This window comes from Streptomyces zaehneri (assembly GCF_032248645.1).
Classification (GTDB): domain Bacteria; phylum Actinomycetota; class Actinomycetes; order Streptomycetales; family Streptomycetaceae; genus Streptomyces; species Streptomyces coriariae.
Genome location: NZ_JASTTJ010000007.1, coordinates 250,380 through 267,616, shown reverse-complemented (window position 1 = coordinate 267,616; position 17,237 = coordinate 250,380). Strand labels below are relative to the sequence as shown.

Genomic DNA, 17,237 nt, shown 5'->3' with positions numbered 1-17,237 from the left:
CGAGGGTTCTTCGAGGGTTCTTCGGTGGGACCCGTCCGGAGGGGGTCAGGCCTTGCGGCCGGTGGTGACGATCAGGGAGCCCGCGGCGGCCAGTTCGGAGCCGACGCTCGCCCGCACCGACACCTGCCGGAGGCCGCCCAGCCGCTGGCCGAGCTTGGCGTCCAGGGTCAGCTGGTCGCCGGGGACGACGAGCCGGGAGAACTTCATCGAGCTGATGGACCCGAGGTAGCCGACGCTCGCGGAGGGGTCACCGCCGCCCTCGGGCGCACCGGCGGCCTCCGCCGCCGCGGCTGCTTCGATGATCTCGGCGACATACACGACGGCCACCAGCTGGGCCATCGCCTCGACGATCATCACGCCCGGCATGATCGAGTGGTCGGGGTAGTGCCCGGCGAAGAAGGGCTCGTTCACCGACACGCTCTTCACGCCGCGGCCCGAGACGCCGGGGACGACGTCGTAGGCCCGGTCGATCATCAGCATCGGCCAGCGGTGCGGCAGCATCCGCTTGATGTCGTCGGAGGAGTAACTGTGCTTCTGCTTCGGCCTCGCGGGGGCCTCGGAGGCGATCGTCATGCTCAGACCTCGCGGGCTTCGACGAAGTCGACCAGGGCGTTGATGGAGCCGAAGGCCTCGAAGTCGTCGTCGCTGATCAGCACGTCGTACTCGTTGTTGACCATGACGACGATCTCCAGGGTGTCCAGCGAGTCCATCTCCAGACCGCGGCCGAACAGCGGCTGGTTGTCGGAGACGACGGCGGGCTCGACGTCCAGGCCGAGGCGGTCGATGATCATCGACTTGACCTTCATGTTCTTCGCCAGCCGGGTCTCGGCCTGGGTACGGATGTCCTCGAAGGTGGCGACGGACACGGTGCGTTCCTTTCACAGAGGGACAAGTGGTGGGCAACTACTTTGTTCTGATGGCTAGTTGGGGATCATTCCGCCGTCGACGGTGAGCACCTTGCCGGTGATGTAGGAGGCGGCGGGGGCGGCCAGGAAGGCGGCGGCCTGGGCCACCTCGGCCGCGGTGCCCATGCGCCCCATCGGGATGACCTGGAGGGCCTCCTTCATGTGGGCCGGCGGCACCTTCTTGACCATGTCGGTGTCGATGAACCCGGGCGCGACGACGTTGACCCGGATGCCGCGCGGGGCGACCTCGTACGACAGCGTCTTGGCCATGGCGATCACCCCGCCCTTGCTGGCGGCGTAGTTGGCCTGGCCGGCCCGGCCGGCGATGCCGCTGGTGGAGGCGATGAAGACGATCGCGCCGCCGCTCGCGTACATCTGCTTGGTCGCCTCGCGGGCGGTGTAGAAGGTGCCGGTCAGATTGGTCCCGATGACCTCCTGCCACTTGGCGGAGCTCATGGCGGCCAGGTGACCGTCGGCGGTGACACCGGAGTTGAGGACGGCGACGTCGAGACGCCCCCAGGCCGCCTTCAGCTGCTTGTACATGGCGGCGACCTGGGCCTCGTCGGAGACGTCCGCCCGGACCGGCAGGGCCTCCCGGCCGAGTTCGCGGATCCGCTCGGCGACCTCCTCGGCCTTCGCCTCGTTGGAGCGGTAGTTGAGGGCCACGTCGCAGCCGTGCTCGGCCAGGGTGAGCGCGATCGCCGCGCCGATGCCGCGCGAGGCGCCGGTGACGAGGGCCTTGGTGCCCTCGGCGAAGAAGGTGCTCATGCGGCCCTCCCCGCCATCGCCGCGGTGACCCGGTGGCTGCCCGGGTCGAACCCGGCGGCCTCGGTGCCGAGGCCCGCCGCGGTGGCGGCCTTGAGGACCGCCTGGGCGACCGCGAGGTCGAGGATGCCGAGGCCGAAGGGCGAGAAGACGATCGTGCCGTCCGTGGCGGGCGGCTCGGAGCAGCCCAGCACGGTGGCGATCTCGGCGTGCACGAACTCCCGGTGACCGGTCTCCTGCTCGGCGCGGTGCAGGGAGGTCCGCTCACGGACGGCGTGCTCGACGTCGTCGACCACGTTGTACGCGCCGAGCACCGAGCCGGTGCTCAGGTCGCGCAGCGACAGGTGCAGGATCACCTGGCGGGACGGGCGGTCGGGGTGGGCGGCCAGGTCGAGCCAGTACGTCGAGTCGGTGGTCGCGATGCTCACCGTCTCGGCGCCGAGCGCCGCGGCGACGTCACCGGTGCGGAAGGCGATGCCCGGGTACTCGCACTCCAGTTCGGCTGCGAACACCTCGGCACGGCCCGGGACCACGTCCTGGAGCACCACGGTCTCCAGCTCGGGGTGGGTCAGCGTGAGGAAGGCGAGGACCCGCTGGTTGATCGTCCCGCAGCCGATGAGCCCGGCCGTGCGCACCGGACGGGAGCCGTGCAGCGCGCCGCTGGCGAGGGCGGCGCTCGCCGCGGTCCGGGAGGATGAGATCTGGCTGCCTTCCAGCAGGGCCTGCGGATATCCGGTGTCGAGGTCGTTGAGCACCTGGACGGAGGAGGCCCGCTGGAGGCCCTGCTCGACGTTGGCCGGGAAGGACGAGATCCACTTCAGGCCCATCACGGGCTCCGGGCCGCCCAGGTAGGCGGGCAGGGAGATGATGCGCGAGCCGGCGGGCCGCGGCGGGCGCAGGAAGCTGGAGAACGGCACCTGCGAGTGGCCCTGGCCGTGCAGCACGTAGGCGCTGCGGACCGCGTCGAGGACGGCGGGTCCGAGGCCCTTCAGGGCCATTTCGACGTCGTCGCGACCGAGGATCCTCATGACTGACTCCTTTCGTGATCGGTGGTGTCGGGAACGGGGTTGTCGTCGGTGAGCGGGAATTCCTTGAAGCGCTCCTCGACCCAGGAGTCGGAGTAGACGGTGTCGAGGTAGCGGTCACCGCCGTCGGGAAGGACGGCCACGCAGGTCGCGCCCGGTTCGATCCAGGACGCGGCGTCCTGGAGGGCTGCCACGACGGCGCCCGAGGAGCCGCCGGCGAGGATGGACTCCTGGGCGAGCAGCTGCCGGCAGCCGCGTACGCAGTCGAAGTCGGTGACCTTGACGACCCGGTCCGCGAGGCCCGGCCGCAGCAGCGGGGGCACGACCGCCGCCCCGTGGCCGGGAATCGTGCGCCGGTGGGTGAGCTCCCACGGCTCCGGCGGTCCGAAGATCACGCTGCCGACCGCGTCCACCGCCACCACGTTGGTGGCCAGGCCGTGGTCGCGGATGTACTCGGCGCAGCCGCGCAGCGTCCCGGTCGTGCCGGCCGCGAGGAACAGGTGGTCGGGGCCGCCCGGGAGGGCCTCGTGGATCTCCCGCATGGTGTGGTGGTGGGCCCGCGAGTTGTGCTCGTTGGCGTACTGGTTGGGCCAGTAGGCGTCCGGGACGCCCGCCAGGAGCGACCGCACCCGCTCGATCCGGGCCGGCAGGTACTCGCCGGTGGCCGGGTCGCGGTCGACGACCTCGACCTTGGCGCCGTACGCCCGCATGATGGCCGCGTTCTGCGGGGTGGTGCGCGGGTCGATCACGCAGATCAGGTTCAGCCGGTAGAAGTTGCACAGCTGGGCGAGGGCGATGCCCAGGTTGCCGGAGGAGGACTCCACGACCGTGGAGACTCCGGGGACGAGCTTCCCCGCCCTGATGGCGTGCTCGATCATCGACTTGGCGGCGCGGTCCTTGATGGAGCCGCCCGGGTTGAAGCGCTCGCACTTGGCGTACACCTGGAACCGCGCGGGCGGGAACAGGCGGTCGAGGGCGACCAGCGGGGTGCCGCCGATCGTCGCGACGATGTCGGGGTCCCGGGTGCGGGTGGCACGGACCGCGAGGGCCGCGCCGTCGGAGGCGAGGACGGTCATTCCGGCACCTTTCTGCTGATCTGGAGCCGCAGTTCGCTGACGAAGCGCTCGCCGTCGGCGTCCGGCAGCCAGGAGTCCTCCGGAGCCGGCAGCGGCTCGCTGAGGGTGATGACGGCGTCGGGGTCGAGCCGGCGCGCGGCCCGGACGAGGTTGGCGAAGGACAGCACCAGCGTCGGGCTGGTGAAGTCGACGAGGGACGGCTTGGTCTCCTCGGGGAACTTGACGAAGAGCAGGTCGGGCAGGGCGTGTTCGGCCACCCACCGGCGGACTGCGAGGTAGTCGCGCTCCCGCTCGGCCTTGTCGGGCAGTTCCGTTCCGGCGGCCGGCAGGCGCCAGGTCTCCCGGAACAGGACCAGGTCGTCGAGGCTCACGCGCGGGGCGTGCGGCCGGTCCAGGCCGATCTTGAAGGCGTCCGCGGCGATGATCGCGACGGGCACCGCGAGCAGCTCGGCGACGCTCCAGACACCCCCGTCGGGGGTGGTCGCGGTCACCGTGCCGTCCTTCTCCGCCAGGCCGACGGAGACCGCGGGGTCGACGCGGGCGCGGTCGTCGTACGGAGCCCGGGTGAAGCCGATCAGCCGGTCACCGGCACCGATCGGGGCGGGCACCATGCGGCCGCTGTTGCGCTTCCACTCGACCGGCAGCAGCGGCACCAGCCGCCGGGCGCCGATCGCCGCGTTCACCTTGTCCCGCAGCGAGCCGGCGTCGGTGGTCCAGTCGAGGAACGGCAGGTCCAGCGTGGCCAGGCAGGCGTGCAGTTCGCCGAGGACGGTGGTGTAGTCACCGGCGTTGAAGGCGTCGACGGACCGGGCCACCACCTGCAGGTCGGGGCTGTGCACGGCGAGATGGGGTGAGCGCACCGGGCCGGTCGCGAAGACCTCGCGGGCCCGCTCCTCGATGCCGGACACCGACAGACGTACCGGGGTGTGCTGTTCCTCGTCGAGGTTGAGCACCTCACGCCACTTCTCGGCGAGTTCACGGGTCGCGGTCCGCACCGGGGTGGCGTGGTCGCCCCAGAACAGCCCGAGCACCTGCGTCCACACGTCGGCGAGGGTGACGTCCCCGCGGCGGCGGGCCGCGGCCTTGCGGACGAACCCGGCGACCTCCGCCTCCACCAGCTCGGCGAGCCGGTTGCCGAACCAGTCCGCCGCGTCCGCGACCAGGGCCAGCGGACGGGCGATCCCGTCCAGGAAGTCCCGCCCCAGGTCCATCCGGCAGTCCCGGAGGGAGTCCTGGTAGCAGAGCGTGCGGCCGGCGTACGCCTTGCCCTCGTCGCGGGAGGCCGACTGTCCCGTCGTCCGGACGAAGAACTCGTCGAGCCGGTCGAGCGCCGCCACGAGCTCCTCGGCGCTCGACGCCCGGTCGATGCCGCCGCGCAGCCGGTCGAGTCCGGTGAGGACCGCGTCGAAGCGGACGAACAGCTCCGGGTCGCCGATGCCGGCCACCCGACGGCGCAGCACCTCCTCGGCACGGACGTCGACGGGGATGTTGGCGTCCCAGGTCAGCACCCGCTGCCGCAGCAGCCGGGTCAGGACCTTCTCCACCCGCTCCCGCGCCGTCGCCGGCTCCCAGCCGGTCGCCTCGGCGATGGCCTCGCCGCCGCGGTCGCCGTCCACCAGGCGCAGCACCCGGACGTCGTCCTCGCGCAGCCGCACCGTACGGCCGCCCTGCATGACGAGCCGGTCGCCGTCGAGGTGCACGTCGGGCCGCAGCATCGGCGGGAACCACCAGCGGGCGCCCGGCTGCCCGGCCATCCAGTCGGCCAGCGCGGCCACCGTCCAGCGTTCGAGGAAGGTGCGGCTGCGCGAGGTGAGCGAGGGTCCGACCTCGAGATCGACGGCGCGCTGCCCCTGCCCGACGGAGATCCACGCCCCGGGGCCGAAGAAGCCGATGGTGTCGGCCTTGGCGCAGTACCGCAGCCAGTACATGGCGAGGGTGCGTTCCCGCTGCCGGCGCTTGGACTCCTTGCCCTTGCGCGCGGCGAGTGAGTCGAGGATCTGGTAGACGGTGCGGTTCTGCCAGGCGATGGCGGTGCGCACCTTGTCGTCGGTGGCGAGCCGGGCCAGCCGCCCGGCCTCGGCGTCGGTGTCGGCGCGGTAGGCGGCGCTGAAGGCCTCCCGGCCGTCCGTGGCGCCGTCCGTCCCGCCGTCGGCCTCCAGCAGCCGCGCCGCGTGGGCGGCGCGCGGTCCGCCGATCAGGCCGAGGCCGGAGACGGGGAAGCCCGCGCTGCGGAGCAGTCCGACGCCCCACACCCGCCACGCGCTGTCGCCCAGCCGGTACGACGGTCCGAAGGCCGTCCAGTCGAGCGTGCGGGTCGCTTCGAGCGTGCCGGTCATGCCGCCGCCCCTTCCGCCGCACGTTCACCGAGCGCGGCCGCCAGCCGGGAGATCCCCTCGGCGATCCGCTTCTTCGGCACGTGGCTGAAGCACAGCCTGAGCGCGTCGGCGTTCTCCCCGCCGATGCCGAAGTGGGAGCCGGGCACGAAGGAGACCCCGTGCTCGGCCGCCGCGTCGGCGAAGGTGTTGGTGTCGACGCCGTCGCGGTTCCGCAGCCAGATGTAGAAGCCGCCGTCCGGCCGCCGCCACGACCAGGGCCCGTCGGCGCCGAGTTCGGCGTCCAGCGCGTCGGCCATCAGCGTCGACCGCTCCCGGTAGCTCGCCCGGTAGGCGTCGACGAGGCCGGTCCAGCCGGACCGGGTGTGGAAGGCGGCGAGCGCCGCCTGGGCGAGCGCGGACGGGGACAGCGCCATGATCTCGGTCGTACGGCGCAGGGTGCCCGCGAGTTCCGCCGGCGCCGCGATCCAGCCGCAGCGCAGCCCGGGTGCGAACACCTTGGAGAAGGTGCCGAGATAGATCACCCGGTCGGGGTCGAGGCCCTGGAGGGTGTCGGTGGTCCGCCCGTCGAAGCCGAGCAGGCCGTAGGGGTTGTCCTCGACGATCAGCAGGTCCAGCTCCCGGGCCACGGTGAGCAGTTCCTGCCGGCGGGCGACGGAGAGGGTCGCGCCGGTCGGGTTCTGGAAGGTCGGGTTGCAGTACAGCAGGCGGGCGGTGCGGCCGTCGGCGCGCAGTCGGCGCACCGTCGCGCGCAGTCCCTCGGGGTCGAGCCCCTCGGCGTCCTCGGGCACCGCGTGCGGGTGCAGTCCGGCGGTGCGGAAGGCGGCCGCGGCGCCCGGGTAGGCGGGGGTCTGGCACAGGACCGTCTCCCCCGGGGCGGCGAGACCCAGGGCCACCGCCATCAGCCCCATCTGGGAGCCGCCGGTCGGGACCAGGTTCTCGGCGGTGGTGCGCCCGCCCTCACGGGCCATCAGGTCGGTGATCGCCGGCACCAGGGCCCCCGCGACATGCGGGGTCGTGTACTGCAGGGCGAGCTTCCCGCCGAGCCGCAGGAGCCGGGAGAGCTGGGCGGAGAGGACGTCAAGCGGCAGGACGTCCAGGTCGGGCAGGCCCCCGGCGAAGGAGATCAGGTCCCCGCCCCGCTCGAACAGTCGCGGCATCTCCACCGCGGGTCGTGTGTCGGTCCACATGGCGGTCAGCTCCCGGTTCTGGCCGGCAGTGCGGCGGCCAACTGGTCCTGCACGCAAGCCAGCAGGCCGGCCGAGGAGGTGAGCGCCGGGTCGGCGAGCGCCTCGGGGTCGATCTCGATGCCGTACTGCTCCTCGACGGCCATCACCAGGGCGATGGTCTGGAGCGAGTCCACGCCGAGGTCCACGAGCGGGGTCTGCGGGTCGGTGACCGTGACGGCGCAGATCTCCTCGACGAGCTGGTCAAACTGCGACTGGTTCATGGGTGGTCCTCGTCTGTGTGGGCTGTCGTGTGGTCTGTCCGATGGGGCGGGGGTCGTCGGCGCGGACCAGCAGCGCGGCGGCCTTGCGGTCCGGTTTGCCGTTCGCGGTCAGCGGTACGGCGTCGAGGGGGACGATCCGGTCGGGCAGCCGGGCCCGGTCGAGGCGCAGCCGCAGCCGGTCGCGGACCTCTTCCGGCGTCAGCGAGGTCTGCACGGCCAGGAACAGGGGGGCGTCCTCGGTCTCGGGCCGCAGCGCCACCGCCGCGATCACGCCGGGGATCCGCTCGGCGGCGTCCTCGATCTCGGTCAGCCCGAGGCGGATCCCGCGCCGCTTGATCATGTCGTCGTCGCGGCCGACGAAGTAGAGCCGGCCGTCCTCGTCGAGGTAGCCCTGGTCGCCGGTGTGGAGCTCCAGCGCGCCGTCGGCGCCGCGGACGTAGCGGTGCTGTGCCTCCAGCGGGATCCCCCAGTAGCCGGCCATCACGGTGGTGCCGGCCACGACGATCTCGCCGACCTCGCGGGGGCCGAGTTCCCGCTTGGCGCCGTCGACGATCCGGACCCGGTCGCCGGGGATGGGCCGCCCGACGGAGTCGGGGTGGGCGGCGTACTCGGCGGGGTCGAGGATCGAGATGCGCTTGCACTCGGTCATGCCGTACATCGAGGCGAACGCCGATCCCGGGAAGACCTCGAGGAGTTCGGCCATGACGGCCCGGCCCGGTCGGGCGCCCGTGTTGGTGAACAGCCGCACCCCGGTGGGCCGCCGGAGCCTGCTCTGCAGCAGGGCCAGGATCTGGGCCAGCGAGGGCACGAGCGGGACGACGGTCACGCCGTGCTGCTCGATCGTCTGCAACAGGGCCCGGTCGCCGCCGCGTTCGGCGAGGACGAGCGTGCCGCCGGTACGGGCGCAGAGCAGGGCCTGGTAGAGGCCGTAGTCGAAGGAGAGCGGGAGCCGGCACAGCACCACGTCGTCCGCGGTGTAGCCGAGGCAGGCGCCCACGGCCTCGACGGCCGCGATCATCTGCCGGTGCGGGCAGACGACGCCCTTCGGCCGGCCGGTGGTGCCCGAGGTGTAGATCAGCATCGCGACGGCGTCGTCCGGGATCCGGGCGGCGAAGCCGTCGGCGGGGGCGTCCCGGATCTCCTGCCGGGCCTGCCCGACCGGGACGGTCCGCCCGGCCCGCTGCCCCGCGCCGGGCGGGCAGATCGCCAGGGCGGCCGAGCAGTCCTCGACGATGCCGGCGACCTGGAGGTCGGTCAGGTCGGGGTGGACGGGGACGAAGACGGCGCCGATACGGAGGGTGGCGTGGAAGAGGGCGAGGAAGGTGCGGTCGTTGCCACCGGCGTGGACGACCCGCTGCCCGGGGGCGATGCCCTGGGCCCGCAGCCAGCCGGCCGCACGGTCGACGTCCGCGCCGAGTTCGGCGTAGGTGAGGCTGCCGTCGCCGTCCACGACCGCGGGGTGGTCGGGGCGCTCGGCGCGGGCGCGCTCGAAGAGGTCAGACACCGGCATGGGCGGGTTCCTCCTTACGGTCGCTCTCGCCGATGCGCACGAGGGCCTTGCCGATGTCGCGGGCCGTGGCGACCGGGAGGACGTCGAGTTCGGGATGGCGGCGCTTGAGGATGTTGGCGAGGGTGCGGGCGGGCGGCAGGGAGACCGTCAGTCGGGGTGCCAGGCGGGCGAGGGTGTGCAGGCACCGGTCCCAGCGCACCGGCCTGACCACCTGCTCGACGAGCCGCCGGCGGACCGCCTCGGGATCGGCGACGACCTCGCCGTCTGCGTTGGAGAGGATGGCCCCGCGGGGGGCCGCGAAGTCGGTCGCGGCGGCCGCGGCGGCGAAGGCCTGTCGCGCGGACTCCATGTACGGGGTGTGGAAGGCGCCCGCGACCGGCAGGGGTTTGACGGTCGACCCGTGCGGGGGCGCCGCCGCCAGCTGCTGGAGGCGCTCGGTGAGACCGGCGGCCACGATCTGGCCGGGACCGTTGAACGTGGCCGCGTACAGGCCGAGTTCGGCGATCCGCTCCAGCACCCGGTCCTCGTCGCCGCCGACCACGGCGGCCATCGAGGTGGGTGCCTCGGCGCAGGCCGCGGCCATCGCCCGGCCACGGACCGCGGCCAGCCGTACCGCGTCGACGGGCGTGAGGACTCCGGCGTGGGCGGCGGCGGTGAGCTCGCCGACCGAGTGCCCGGCCACGACCGCTGCGCCCGCCGCCGCCAGCGCCTCGTGGGCCAGCAGGCCCTGGGCGACCAGCAGCGGCTGGGTGTTCTCGGTGCGGGCGATCTCCGCGGCCGAGGCCCGGGTGCCCAAGTGGACGAGATCGCAGTCCGCGGCCTCGGACCAGGCCCGTACGCGCTCGGCGTGGACCGGGTCACGCAGCCAGCCGGCCATCATGCCAGGGGTCTGGGAGCCCTGACCCGGCGCCATGATTGCGAACATGTGTTCTATCCCCCTTTCGTGTTGAGCCCGTCGCACGGCGCACGGCGCTCGGGCCGGCGGGCGGTGGAATGCGGATGGGATTCGGTGAGGTGAGGCGGGGCGGGGTGAGGTGAAGAGAGGCGGGGCGAGGTGAGGTCGGGCGGGATGGCGCCGGGTGGGGTGGGCTACTGGCGGCCGGTGCTCTTCGCGAACCGGCGGACGGCCATGAAGCCGAACCCCGCGAACCAGGCGACGATGTTGAAGACGGCGCCCGCCAGACTGGAGTGCTCGCCGCTGAAGCTGTAGCCGTCGGTGAGGGCGTAGCGGGCGAGGGTGGAGACGCCGTACATCGGCGTGTACCGCGAGATCTCGAGCATGGTGCCGCTCAGCGGGATGAACAGGTTGCCGAGGAAGGCCAGCGCGGTCATCGTCAGCCCCGGCATGTGCATCACGACGTCGGGCTTGAGGGCCAGGCCCAGCGAGATGCCGAGCGCCGCGAAGACCGCGGCCCCGAGCCAGGCGACGACCAGGGACGTCACCCACACCTCGGCGTCGGCGTGCGCGCCGGTGACGAAGCCCAGCACTCCGACGATGGCCACCGGCACGGCGGCCATCACCACCGAGCACAGGACCTTGACCAGCAGGTATCCGGGCGGGGCGAGCGGGCTCAGCGCGATCGTGCGCATCCAGCCGGCCGACTTCTCGACCGAGATGGTGGCCGCGGAACTGGTGGCGGCCATCGCGGCCCCGTACACGGCGAGGCCGATCATCATCCAGGCGGCGAAGTTGCCGTGCGGCAGCGTGCCGTGGGCCGGCGCGGTACGGAACAGGGCGAGGTAGAGGACGGCCGGGAGGAGGAGGGTGAAGATCGTGGTCTGACGGTTGAAGCGGCGGGCCAGCTCGTAGCGGACGAAGGTGGGGTTGACTCCGCTGAACGAGGAGGCGCGGGGGCGGGCGGGCGGCGCGGTCAAGGTGGTCATCGCGGGCCCTCCTGGCCGGTGCGGCCGGCATGTGTGATGGCCACGAAGGCCTCTTCGAGGCTTCGGGGCGCGACCTCGATCTCGGTGGCGGAGGTCCGGGTGACGAGCAGCCGCAGCAGGGCGTCGGAGTCGGTGGAGTCGAAGTAGTGCCGATCGCCGCGGACCGCGACGGACCGCACGGACGGCGAGCCGGCCACCGAGGCCGCGTCATGCGGGCTGATCAGCGCGGAGACGGTACGGCCGCTGATCCGGGCGCGGATCGAGGAGGCGGACCCGTCGGCGACGACCCGCCCCTGGTCGACCATCACCACCCGGTCGGCGAACCGGTCGGCCTCCTCCATGTAGTGCGTGGCGAACAGGACCGTCATGCCGTGCCGGGCGTCCTCGCGGACGGTGGCCCAGAACTCGCGGCGGGCGGCCACGTCCATCCCGGCGGTCGGCTCGTCCAGCACCAGGAACTCCGGGTTCGACAGCAGCGCGATCGCGAACCGCAGCCGCTGCTGCTCACCACCGGAGCACTCGCAGACCCGGCGGTCCCGCAGCCGGGTGACACCGGCCCTGCTCATCACGGTCTCCGGGTCGGCGCCGGGGTGCAGCGAGCCGAGCATCCGTACGGTGGCCTCGACGGTCAGGTCGGGCAGCAGCCCGCCGCTCTGCAGGACCGCGGCCACGCGACCGGCGCGCACCGCCTGCCGCGCCGTCTCGCCGAACAGCTCCACCTGCCCCGAGTCGGGCCGGGTGAGGCCCAGGAGCATGTCGATCGTGGTCGTCTTGCCCGCGCCGTTCGGTCCGAGAAACGCCACGACCTCGCCGCGCCGGATCCGCAGGTCCAGCCCGTCCACAGCGGTGAACTCCTCGCCCTTGGCGTCGGCGAACCGCTTCACGACCGCGCTGAGCACGGCGGCATCCGGTGACGTCACCTCCCCCGACGCCGGGCGGAGTTGGGTTTCGGTCATCTTCAGGTCCTCACGATCCGGTGGGGGGTGGCTTGACGAGAAACACTCTTGCGCCCGCCGCTATCCGCCCGAACCGAAGCGGCTATCCCTGCCCTATCGGGACCCGGACATCCCCACCGAGGAGGCCGGCAGAGCCGGTGATCCCGACCCGCCTGACGCCACTCCCATGCCTCTGACCAGCACTACGGTCGGCGCGGTGGCGAGAACCTCTTCGTCGCGGTCCCCTGGATCGACCCCACCGACCCGAACCCGGAACGGTGGCCGGATGCCTTTGCACGGGGTCGCTGCGGACGGCACCCCTCGTGACGGCCGCGATCGCTATGGTTGACCCATGACCGCACTGCCCGACTGGATGCGCCCGCCGCGCGAGGAAGGCTGGCTCGCGGAGGACCTGGACCGCCTCCCCGAGGCGCCCCGCCACACCGAGCTCATCGACGGCGCCCTCGTCTTCATGATGTCGCCCCAGCGCTGGTGGCATGGCCACCTCGTCACCATGCTCACCGTCGCTCTTATGGAGCAGGCGCCCGCCGATGTCAGGGTCGGCCGCGAGATGACCATAAAGCTGGACGCACGAAACCGGCCCGAACCGGATCTGCTGCTGACGACGGCCGACTACGACGGAGACCGCACCTGGTTCGCACCGGACGAGGTACGGCTCGTCATCGAGGTCGTCTCCCCCGAATCCGCCCACCGCGATCGCACCGTGAAGCTCCGCAAGTACGCGGAGGCCGGCATCCCGCACTACTGGTGCATCGAGGACGAGGAGGGCGCCCCCGTGGTCCACGTCTACGAACTCGACGAGCCGACCGGCACCTACGCACCCGCCGGTATCTTCCGGGGCGTCCTGGAGCGCCCCGTGCCCTTCGAGATCAGCCTCGACCTCGACAAGCTCACTCCGCCCCGGCGTGACTGACAGGTCGGCACCGACGCGGTAGCGGTACGGGTACGCAGGAGGGGCCGGGCCCCACGAGCCCGGCCCCTCCTGACCTGTGCGCCCGACGAACAGCCCGGCGCAGAGCAATGCGTACGGCACGGGAAAGACCGAGGGCCCGACCCCGAAGAGTCGGACCCTCTCTGACCTGGATGTTTGCCAGATCAGCGAAGTGGTGACAGGTCACCCACTACACGTTGAAGCGGAACTCCACCACGTCGCCGTCCTGCATGACGTAGTCCTTGCCTTCCATGCGGGCCTTGCCCTTGGCTCGGGCCTCGGCGACCGAGCCGGTCTCCACCAGGTCGGCGAAGGAGATGACCTCCGCCTTGATGAAGCCCTTCTGGAAGTCGGTGTGGATGACCCCGGCGGCCTCGGGTGCGGTGGCGCCCTTCTTGATCGTCCAGGCGCGGGACTCCTTGGGGCCGGCCGTGAGGTACGTCTGGAGGCCGAGGGTGTTGAAGCCGACGCGGGCGAGGGTGGCGAGGCCGGGCTCCTCGGCGCCGACCGACTCCAGCAGCTCCATCGCGTCCTCCTCGTCCAGCTCGGCGAGGTCCTGCTCCAGCTTGGCGTTGAGGAAGATCGCCTCGGCCGGGGCGACCAGCGCGCTCTGCTCGGCCTTGAACTCCTCGTCGACCAGCTCGTCCTCGTCGACGTTGAAGACGTACAGGAAGGGCTTGGTGGTGAGCAGGTGCAGGTCGTGCAGGAGCTCCTCGCGCCCGGAGCCCTGGACGATGCCCGCGGAGAAGAGGGTGTCGCCCTTCTCCAGGATCCCCTGCGCCGCCTCGACCGCCGCGACCTTGGCCGCGACCTCCTTCTTGATCCGCGACTCCTTCTGGAGGCGCGGCAGGACCTTCTCGATCGTCTGGAGGTCCGCGAGGATCAGCTCGGTGTTGATCGTCTCGATGTCGTCCTTGGGCGAGACCTTGCCGTCGACATGGACGACGTTCTCGTCCTTGAAGGCGCGGATGACCTGGCAGATCGCGTCGGACTCGCGGATGTTCGCCAGGAACTTGTTGCCCAGGCCCTCACCCTCGCTCGCGCCGCGCACGATGCCCGCGATGTCGACGAAGTCGACGGTCGCCGGGAGGATCCGCTGCGAGGAGAAGATCTCGGCCAGCTTCGTGAGGCGGGCGTCCGGGACGCCGACCACGCCGACGTTCGGCTCGATCGTGGCGAACGGGTAGTTGGCCGCCAGCACGTCGTTCTTGGTCAGGGCGTTGAACAGGGTCGACTTGCCGACATTCGGCAGACCGACGATTCCGATCGTGAGCGACACGTTGCGACTTCCCGTGGTGAGAGGGCCGGAAGGCCAGTTCCCGGAGTGAGAGGGCCAGAGGCCAGAGAGCTGACCGGTCCACCAGTTTACGGCGTGCCCGGTGCCGCCCCGGCGGACCTGTCGAACGCATGGCCAAGCTCCGCCCCACGGCGTGTCCGACACCCGATTCGGCACATAAACCGACCTAAGTTGGTCCGGTGGAGCAACACAGGACGCGCCCCCCGGCCCAAGGCACCCGCCGCGACCCGCCACCCCCGCCACCCCTGCCGCCCCAGGCAGGCCGGGAGCCGGGCCGCAAGCAGCCGCGCCCGGCGGGTGGCCCCGGCCGGGCCGGCGCCCCGCGCTCCGGCGGACCCCGACCCGTCCCCGCCGGGCGACGGCCCGCGCCGTCCCAGGAGCGGACGGCGCGGACGGCACGGACGGCACGGACGGCGCGCCGGATGCCGAACCCCCGGCTCACCGGGCTGGGCGGCGGGCTGTTCAGCGGGGTGCTGATGTTCGGCATCGGCTGCCTGGACCAGCTGCTCTTCGGCGCCTCACTCACGCTGTACAGCGTGCTGTTCCTGCCGGTGTGCCTGCTGACCGCCCTGTGGGTGCGCGGGGGCGACCTGCTGTCCGCACCGGTCGTCGTGCCGATCGCCTTCGCCGTGGGGCTGCTGCCCGTGTCCGAGGGCGGGAACGGCGTCGGGGCGCGGCTGATGGGTCTGGTGACGGCGCTGGCCACACAGGTCGGCTGGCTGTACGCGGGGACCCTCCTGGCAGGAGCCGCCGTCCTGGCGCGCGGACTGCGCCGGGCGGCGGCCCGCCGACGGAACGCGAACCACCACTAGCCGCGACCTGCCGCCGCCGACAGGACGCCGAGCACCGCCACCGAGCACCGCCACCGCCGTCGGCCACCGGGGCGGGCTACGGGGCGGGCGCTCGGGCTATCGGGCGCTCGGGCTATCGGGCGCTCGGGCTACCGGGCTACCGGGCTACCGGGCTACCGGGCTACCGGGCGGACGGTCGGGCCGACCCAGCCGTCGCGTGCCACCTCCGGCGGCAGGTCACCGGACACCACGGCCACCACCACGGTCGTCGGCCACCGGCCCGCCCGGGCTCTTCCTACCGGGCAGCCGGGCGGGAGGCCGGACAGGCAGGCGGGCAGGCGGGCAGGCGCACAGGCCGGGGGCTACTCGGCCTTCGCCGCTCGCATCGCCGCTCCCACGATGCCCGCGTTGTTCTGCAGTTCGGCCGGGACGATCTCCGCCCGGATGCCTTCGATGAGGTGCAGGAACTTGTCGGCCTTGCGGCTGACGCCGCCGCCGATGATGAACAGTTCGGGCGAGAAGAGCATCTCGACGTGGGCGAGGTACTTCGTGACCCGGCGGGCCCAGTGCTCCCAGGTCAGCTCGCCGTCCTCCTTGGCCTTGCTGGAGGCGCGCTTCTCGGCGTCGTGCCCGTGCAGCTCCAGGTGGCCGAGCTCGGTGTTGGGGACCAGGACGCCGTCGGAGAAGACGGCGCTGCCGATGCCCGTGCCGAACGTCAGCAGGATCACCGTGCCGCTGCGGTCGCGGCCGGCGCCGAAGGACACCTCCGCGACGCCCGCCGCGTCCGCGTCGTTGACCACCGTCACCGGCAGGCCACCCAGCCGCTCGCTGAAGAGGGCACGCGCGTCCGTGTCGATCCAGCTCTTGTCGACGTTGGCCGCCGTACGGATCGTGGAGCCGCCGGTGACCACGCCCGGGAAGGTCAGGCCCACCGGTCCGGTCCACTCGAAGTGCTCGACGACCTGCCGCACGCCGTCGGCCACGCCCTCGGGCGTGGCCGGCTGCGGGGTGAGCACTTTGTGGCGCTCCTGAGCCAGGTCGCCCCTGTCCAAATCCACCGGGGCACCCTTGATCCCGGAACCGCCGATGTCCACGCCGAAGATCTGCATGGCCCTACGTTACGACGGTCGACTGACAGTCACTCACTCGGCCGAGGTGTCGGTCAGCTGTCCGCCGGACCGGACGCCGCCTCGGTCGCGGTGCCGGACGCCGCCTCGGACGCCGTACCGCTGCCGCCCCGCTGGGCCGCCAGGGCCGCCGCCTCCTCGCGCAGGTCACGGCGGAGCTCCTTGGGCAGCGAGAAGGTGATGTGCTCCTCGGCCGCCTTGACGAGCTCGACGTCCCCGTAGCCGCGCTCGGTGAGCCAGGCGAGGACCTCCTCGACGAGGACCTCCGGGACGGAGGCGCCGGAGGTGACGCCCACCGTGGTCACGCCCTCCAGCCACGCCTCGTCGATCTCGCTCGCGAAGTCGACCAGGTAGGCCTCGCGGGAACCGGCGAGCTTGGCGACCTCGACGAGCCGCTTGGAGTTGGAGGAGTTGCGGGAGCCGACCACGATCACCAGCTCCGCCTCCGCGCCCATCTGCTTCACCGCGAGCTGACGGTTCTGCGTGGCGTAGCAGATGTCGTCGCTGGGCGGGGAGATGAGCTGCGGGAACTTCTCCTTGAGGGCGTCGACCGTCTCCATGGTCTCGTCGACCGAGAGGGTGGTCTGGGAGAGCCACACGATCTTCGACGGATCACGGACCTCCACCTTGGCGACGTCCTCGGGGCCGTCGACGAGCTGGATGTGATCGGGGGCCTCGCCGGAGGTGCCGATGACCTCCTCGTGGCCCTCGTGCCCGATCAGGAGGATGTCGTAGTCCTCGTTGGCGAAGCGGACGGCTTCCTTGTGGACCTTGGTGACCAGGGGGCAGGTGGCGTCGATGGTGGCCAGTCGCCCGCGCGCGGCCTCCTCGTGGACGACGGGGGCGACACCGTGCGCGGAGAACATGACGATGTTGCCCGGCGGGACCTCCTCCGTCCGCTCGACGAAGACGGCGCCCTTCCGCTCCAGGGTCTGCACGACGTACTTGTTGTGGACGATCTCGTGCCGGACGTAGACCGGCGCCCCGTACTGCTCCAGGGCCTTCTCAACGGCGATCACGGCACGGTCGACGCCCGCGCAGTAGCCCCGGGGGGCGGCGAGCAGGACACGGCGGCGGCCAGGCGAAGCAGTCATGCGTCCCATCGTAAGGCCGCGCCCGAGGGGCCGGAGATCACCGCTTCGGGGAGAGACCGGTCGCGCGGCGCGGGCGGTCGGGGCCGCCACCGC

The 17,237-nt window shown here is 72.2% G+C and carries 17 protein-coding genes; 2 read left to right on the top strand and 15 right to left on the bottom strand.

Features of this window, described 5'->3' with window-relative positions:
* Nucleotides 1–45: 45 nt before the first annotated feature.
* The 12 genes from fabZ to QQM72_RS14655 form a co-directional block, all read right to left on the bottom strand.
* Nucleotides 46–573, bottom strand: a complete 528-nt coding sequence (gene fabZ / locus QQM72_RS14710) for a 3-hydroxyacyl-ACP dehydratase FabZ (RefSeq protein WP_142266013.1) — start codon at nt 571–573, stop codon at nt 46–48.
* A gap of 2 nt (nt 574–575) precedes the next feature.
* A complete protein-coding gene (locus tag QQM72_RS14705) occupies nt 576–866 on the bottom strand; it encodes an acyl carrier protein (RefSeq protein ID WP_314221309.1) in 291 nt (96 codons plus the stop codon).
* 54 nt (nt 867–920) lie between these two features.
* Nucleotides 921–1,673, bottom strand: a complete 753-nt coding sequence (gene fabG / locus QQM72_RS14700; RefSeq protein WP_020127989.1) for a 3-oxoacyl-ACP reductase FabG — start codon at nt 1,671–1,673, stop codon at nt 921–923.
* Nucleotides 1,670–2,698 (bottom strand): 2,3-diaminopropionate biosynthesis protein SbnB, encoded by a 1,029-nt coding sequence (sbnB, locus tag QQM72_RS14695; protein WP_314221308.1) that lies wholly within the window; start codon nt 2,696–2,698, stop codon nt 1,670–1,672. Before sbnB ends, fabG begins: the two co-directional genes overlap by 4 nt.
* Nucleotides 2,695–3,771 carry a 2,3-diaminopropionate biosynthesis protein SbnA gene (sbnA, locus tag QQM72_RS14690; RefSeq protein ID WP_314221307.1) on the bottom strand — a complete coding sequence of 359 codons (1,077 nt, stop codon included), beginning with the start codon at nt 3,769–3,771 and terminating at the stop codon, nt 2,695–2,697. Before sbnA ends, sbnB begins: the two co-directional genes overlap by 4 nt.
* Nucleotides 3,768–6,107 (bottom strand): lantibiotic dehydratase, encoded by a 2,340-nt coding sequence (locus QQM72_RS14685; RefSeq protein ID WP_314221306.1) that lies wholly within the window; start codon nt 6,105–6,107, stop codon nt 3,768–3,770. The genes sbnA and QQM72_RS14685 overlap by 4 nt, the downstream gene beginning before the upstream one ends.
* Nucleotides 6,104–7,294, bottom strand: coding sequence for an aminotransferase-like domain-containing protein (locus QQM72_RS14680; protein ID WP_314221305.1), 1,191 nt, complete (start codon nt 7,292–7,294; stop codon nt 6,104–6,106). The genes QQM72_RS14685 and QQM72_RS14680 overlap by 4 nt, the downstream gene beginning before the upstream one ends.
* A gap of 5 nt (nt 7,295–7,299) precedes the next feature.
* Entirely contained in the window at nt 7,300–7,554 is a 255-nt protein-coding gene (locus tag QQM72_RS14675; RefSeq protein ID WP_020127994.1) for an acyl carrier protein, read from the bottom strand.
* Nucleotides 7,535–9,064: a class I adenylate-forming enzyme family protein gene (locus QQM72_RS14670; RefSeq protein ID WP_314221304.1), complete on the bottom strand. Its 1,530-nt coding sequence runs from the start codon at nt 9,062–9,064 to the stop codon at nt 7,535–7,537. Before QQM72_RS14670 ends, QQM72_RS14675 begins: the two co-directional genes overlap by 20 nt.
* A complete protein-coding gene (locus tag QQM72_RS14665) occupies nt 9,051–9,989 on the bottom strand; it encodes an ACP S-malonyltransferase (protein ID WP_314221303.1) in 939 nt (312 codons plus the stop codon). The genes QQM72_RS14670 and QQM72_RS14665 overlap by 14 nt, the downstream gene beginning before the upstream one ends.
* 164 nt (nt 9,990–10,153) lie before the next feature.
* Nucleotides 10,154–10,948 (bottom strand): ABC transporter permease, encoded by a 795-nt coding sequence (locus QQM72_RS14660; RefSeq protein ID WP_057603207.1) that lies wholly within the window; start codon nt 10,946–10,948, stop codon nt 10,154–10,156.
* Nucleotides 10,945–11,904 (bottom strand): ABC transporter ATP-binding protein, encoded by a 960-nt coding sequence (locus QQM72_RS14655; protein ID WP_314221302.1) that lies wholly within the window; start codon nt 11,902–11,904, stop codon nt 10,945–10,947. Before QQM72_RS14655 ends, QQM72_RS14660 begins: the two co-directional genes overlap by 4 nt.
* Before the next feature lie 331 nt (nt 11,905–12,235).
* Between QQM72_RS14655 and QQM72_RS14650 the strand changes: the two genes are divergently transcribed.
* Complete coding sequence (locus QQM72_RS14650; protein ID WP_314221301.1) at nt 12,236–12,817, top strand: Uma2 family endonuclease; 582 nt, start codon at nt 12,236–12,238, stop codon at nt 12,815–12,817.
* A gap of 208 nt (nt 12,818–13,025) precedes the next feature.
* On the opposite strand, the gene ychF is transcribed toward QQM72_RS14650, so the two are convergent.
* Nucleotides 13,026–14,114, bottom strand: a complete 1,089-nt coding sequence (gene ychF / locus QQM72_RS14645) for a redox-regulated ATPase YchF (RefSeq protein WP_314221300.1) — start codon at nt 14,112–14,114, stop codon at nt 13,026–13,028.
* Between the two features lie 440 nt (nt 14,115–14,554).
* Between ychF and QQM72_RS40885 the strand changes: the two genes are divergently transcribed.
* Nucleotides 14,555–14,944 (top strand): DUF6542 domain-containing protein, encoded by a 390-nt coding sequence (locus QQM72_RS40885; protein WP_399077203.1) that lies wholly within the window; start codon nt 14,555–14,557, stop codon nt 14,942–14,944.
* Nucleotides 14,945–15,285: 341 nt separating this feature from the next.
* Here the strand turns inward: QQM72_RS40885 and ppgK are convergent, their stop codons facing one another.
* Nucleotides 15,286–16,032 (bottom strand): polyphosphate--glucose phosphotransferase, encoded by a 747-nt coding sequence (gene ppgK, locus QQM72_RS14635; RefSeq protein ID WP_314221298.1) that lies wholly within the window; start codon nt 16,030–16,032, stop codon nt 15,286–15,288.
* Nucleotides 16,033–16,085: 53 nt separating this feature from the next.
* Nucleotides 16,086–17,153 (bottom strand): 4-hydroxy-3-methylbut-2-enyl diphosphate reductase, encoded by a 1,068-nt coding sequence (locus QQM72_RS14630; protein WP_314221297.1) that lies wholly within the window; start codon nt 17,151–17,153, stop codon nt 16,086–16,088.
* Nucleotides 17,154–17,237: the final 84 nt, after the last annotated feature.

Coding starts and splice junctions, on each gene's coding strand:
- fabZ (WP_142266013.1), bottom strand. CDS start 573: ATGACGATCGCCTCCGAGGCCCCCGCGAGGCCGAAGCAGAAGCACAGT.
- fabG (WP_020127989.1), bottom strand. CDS start 1,673: ATGAGCACCTTCTTCGCCGAGGGCACCAAGGCCCTCGTCACCGGCGCC.
- sbnB (WP_314221308.1), bottom strand. CDS start 2,698: ATGAGGATCCTCGGTCGCGACGACGTCGAAATGGCCCTGAAGGGCCTC.
- sbnA (WP_314221307.1), bottom strand. CDS start 3,771: ATGACCGTCCTCGCCTCCGACGGCGCGGCCCTCGCGGTCCGTGCCACC.
- QQM72_RS14685 (WP_314221306.1), bottom strand. CDS start 6,107: ATGACCGGCACGCTCGAAGCGACCCGCACGCTCGACTGGACGGCCTTC.
- QQM72_RS14680 (WP_314221305.1), bottom strand. CDS start 7,294: ATGTGGACCGACACACGACCCGCGGTGGAGATGCCGCGACTGTTCGAG.
- QQM72_RS14675 (WP_020127994.1), bottom strand. CDS start 7,554: ATGAACCAGTCGCAGTTTGACCAGCTCGTCGAGGAGATCTGCGCCGTC.
- QQM72_RS14670 (WP_314221304.1), bottom strand. CDS start 9,064: ATGCCGGTGTCTGACCTCTTCGAGCGCGCCCGCGCCGAGCGCCCCGAC.
- QQM72_RS14665 (WP_314221303.1), bottom strand. CDS start 9,989: ATGTTCGCAATCATGGCGCCGGGTCAGGGCTCCCAGACCCCTGGCATG.
- QQM72_RS14660 (WP_057603207.1), bottom strand. CDS start 10,948: ATGACCACCTTGACCGCGCCGCCCGCCCGCCCCCGCGCCTCCTCGTTC.
- QQM72_RS14655 (WP_314221302.1), bottom strand. CDS start 11,904: ATGACCGAAACCCAACTCCGCCCGGCGTCGGGGGAGGTGACGTCACCG.
- QQM72_RS14650 (WP_314221301.1), top strand. CDS start 12,236: ATGACCGCACTGCCCGACTGGATGCGCCCGCCGCGCGAGGAAGGCTGG.
- QQM72_RS40885 (WP_399077203.1), top strand. CDS start 14,555: ATGCCGAACCCCCGGCTCACCGGGCTGGGCGGCGGGCTGTTCAGCGGG.
- ppgK (WP_314221298.1), bottom strand. CDS start 16,032: ATGCAGATCTTCGGCGTGGACATCGGCGGTTCCGGGATCAAGGGTGCC.
- QQM72_RS14630 (WP_314221297.1), bottom strand. CDS start 17,153: ATGGGACGCATGACTGCTTCGCCTGGCCGCCGCCGTGTCCTGCTCGCC.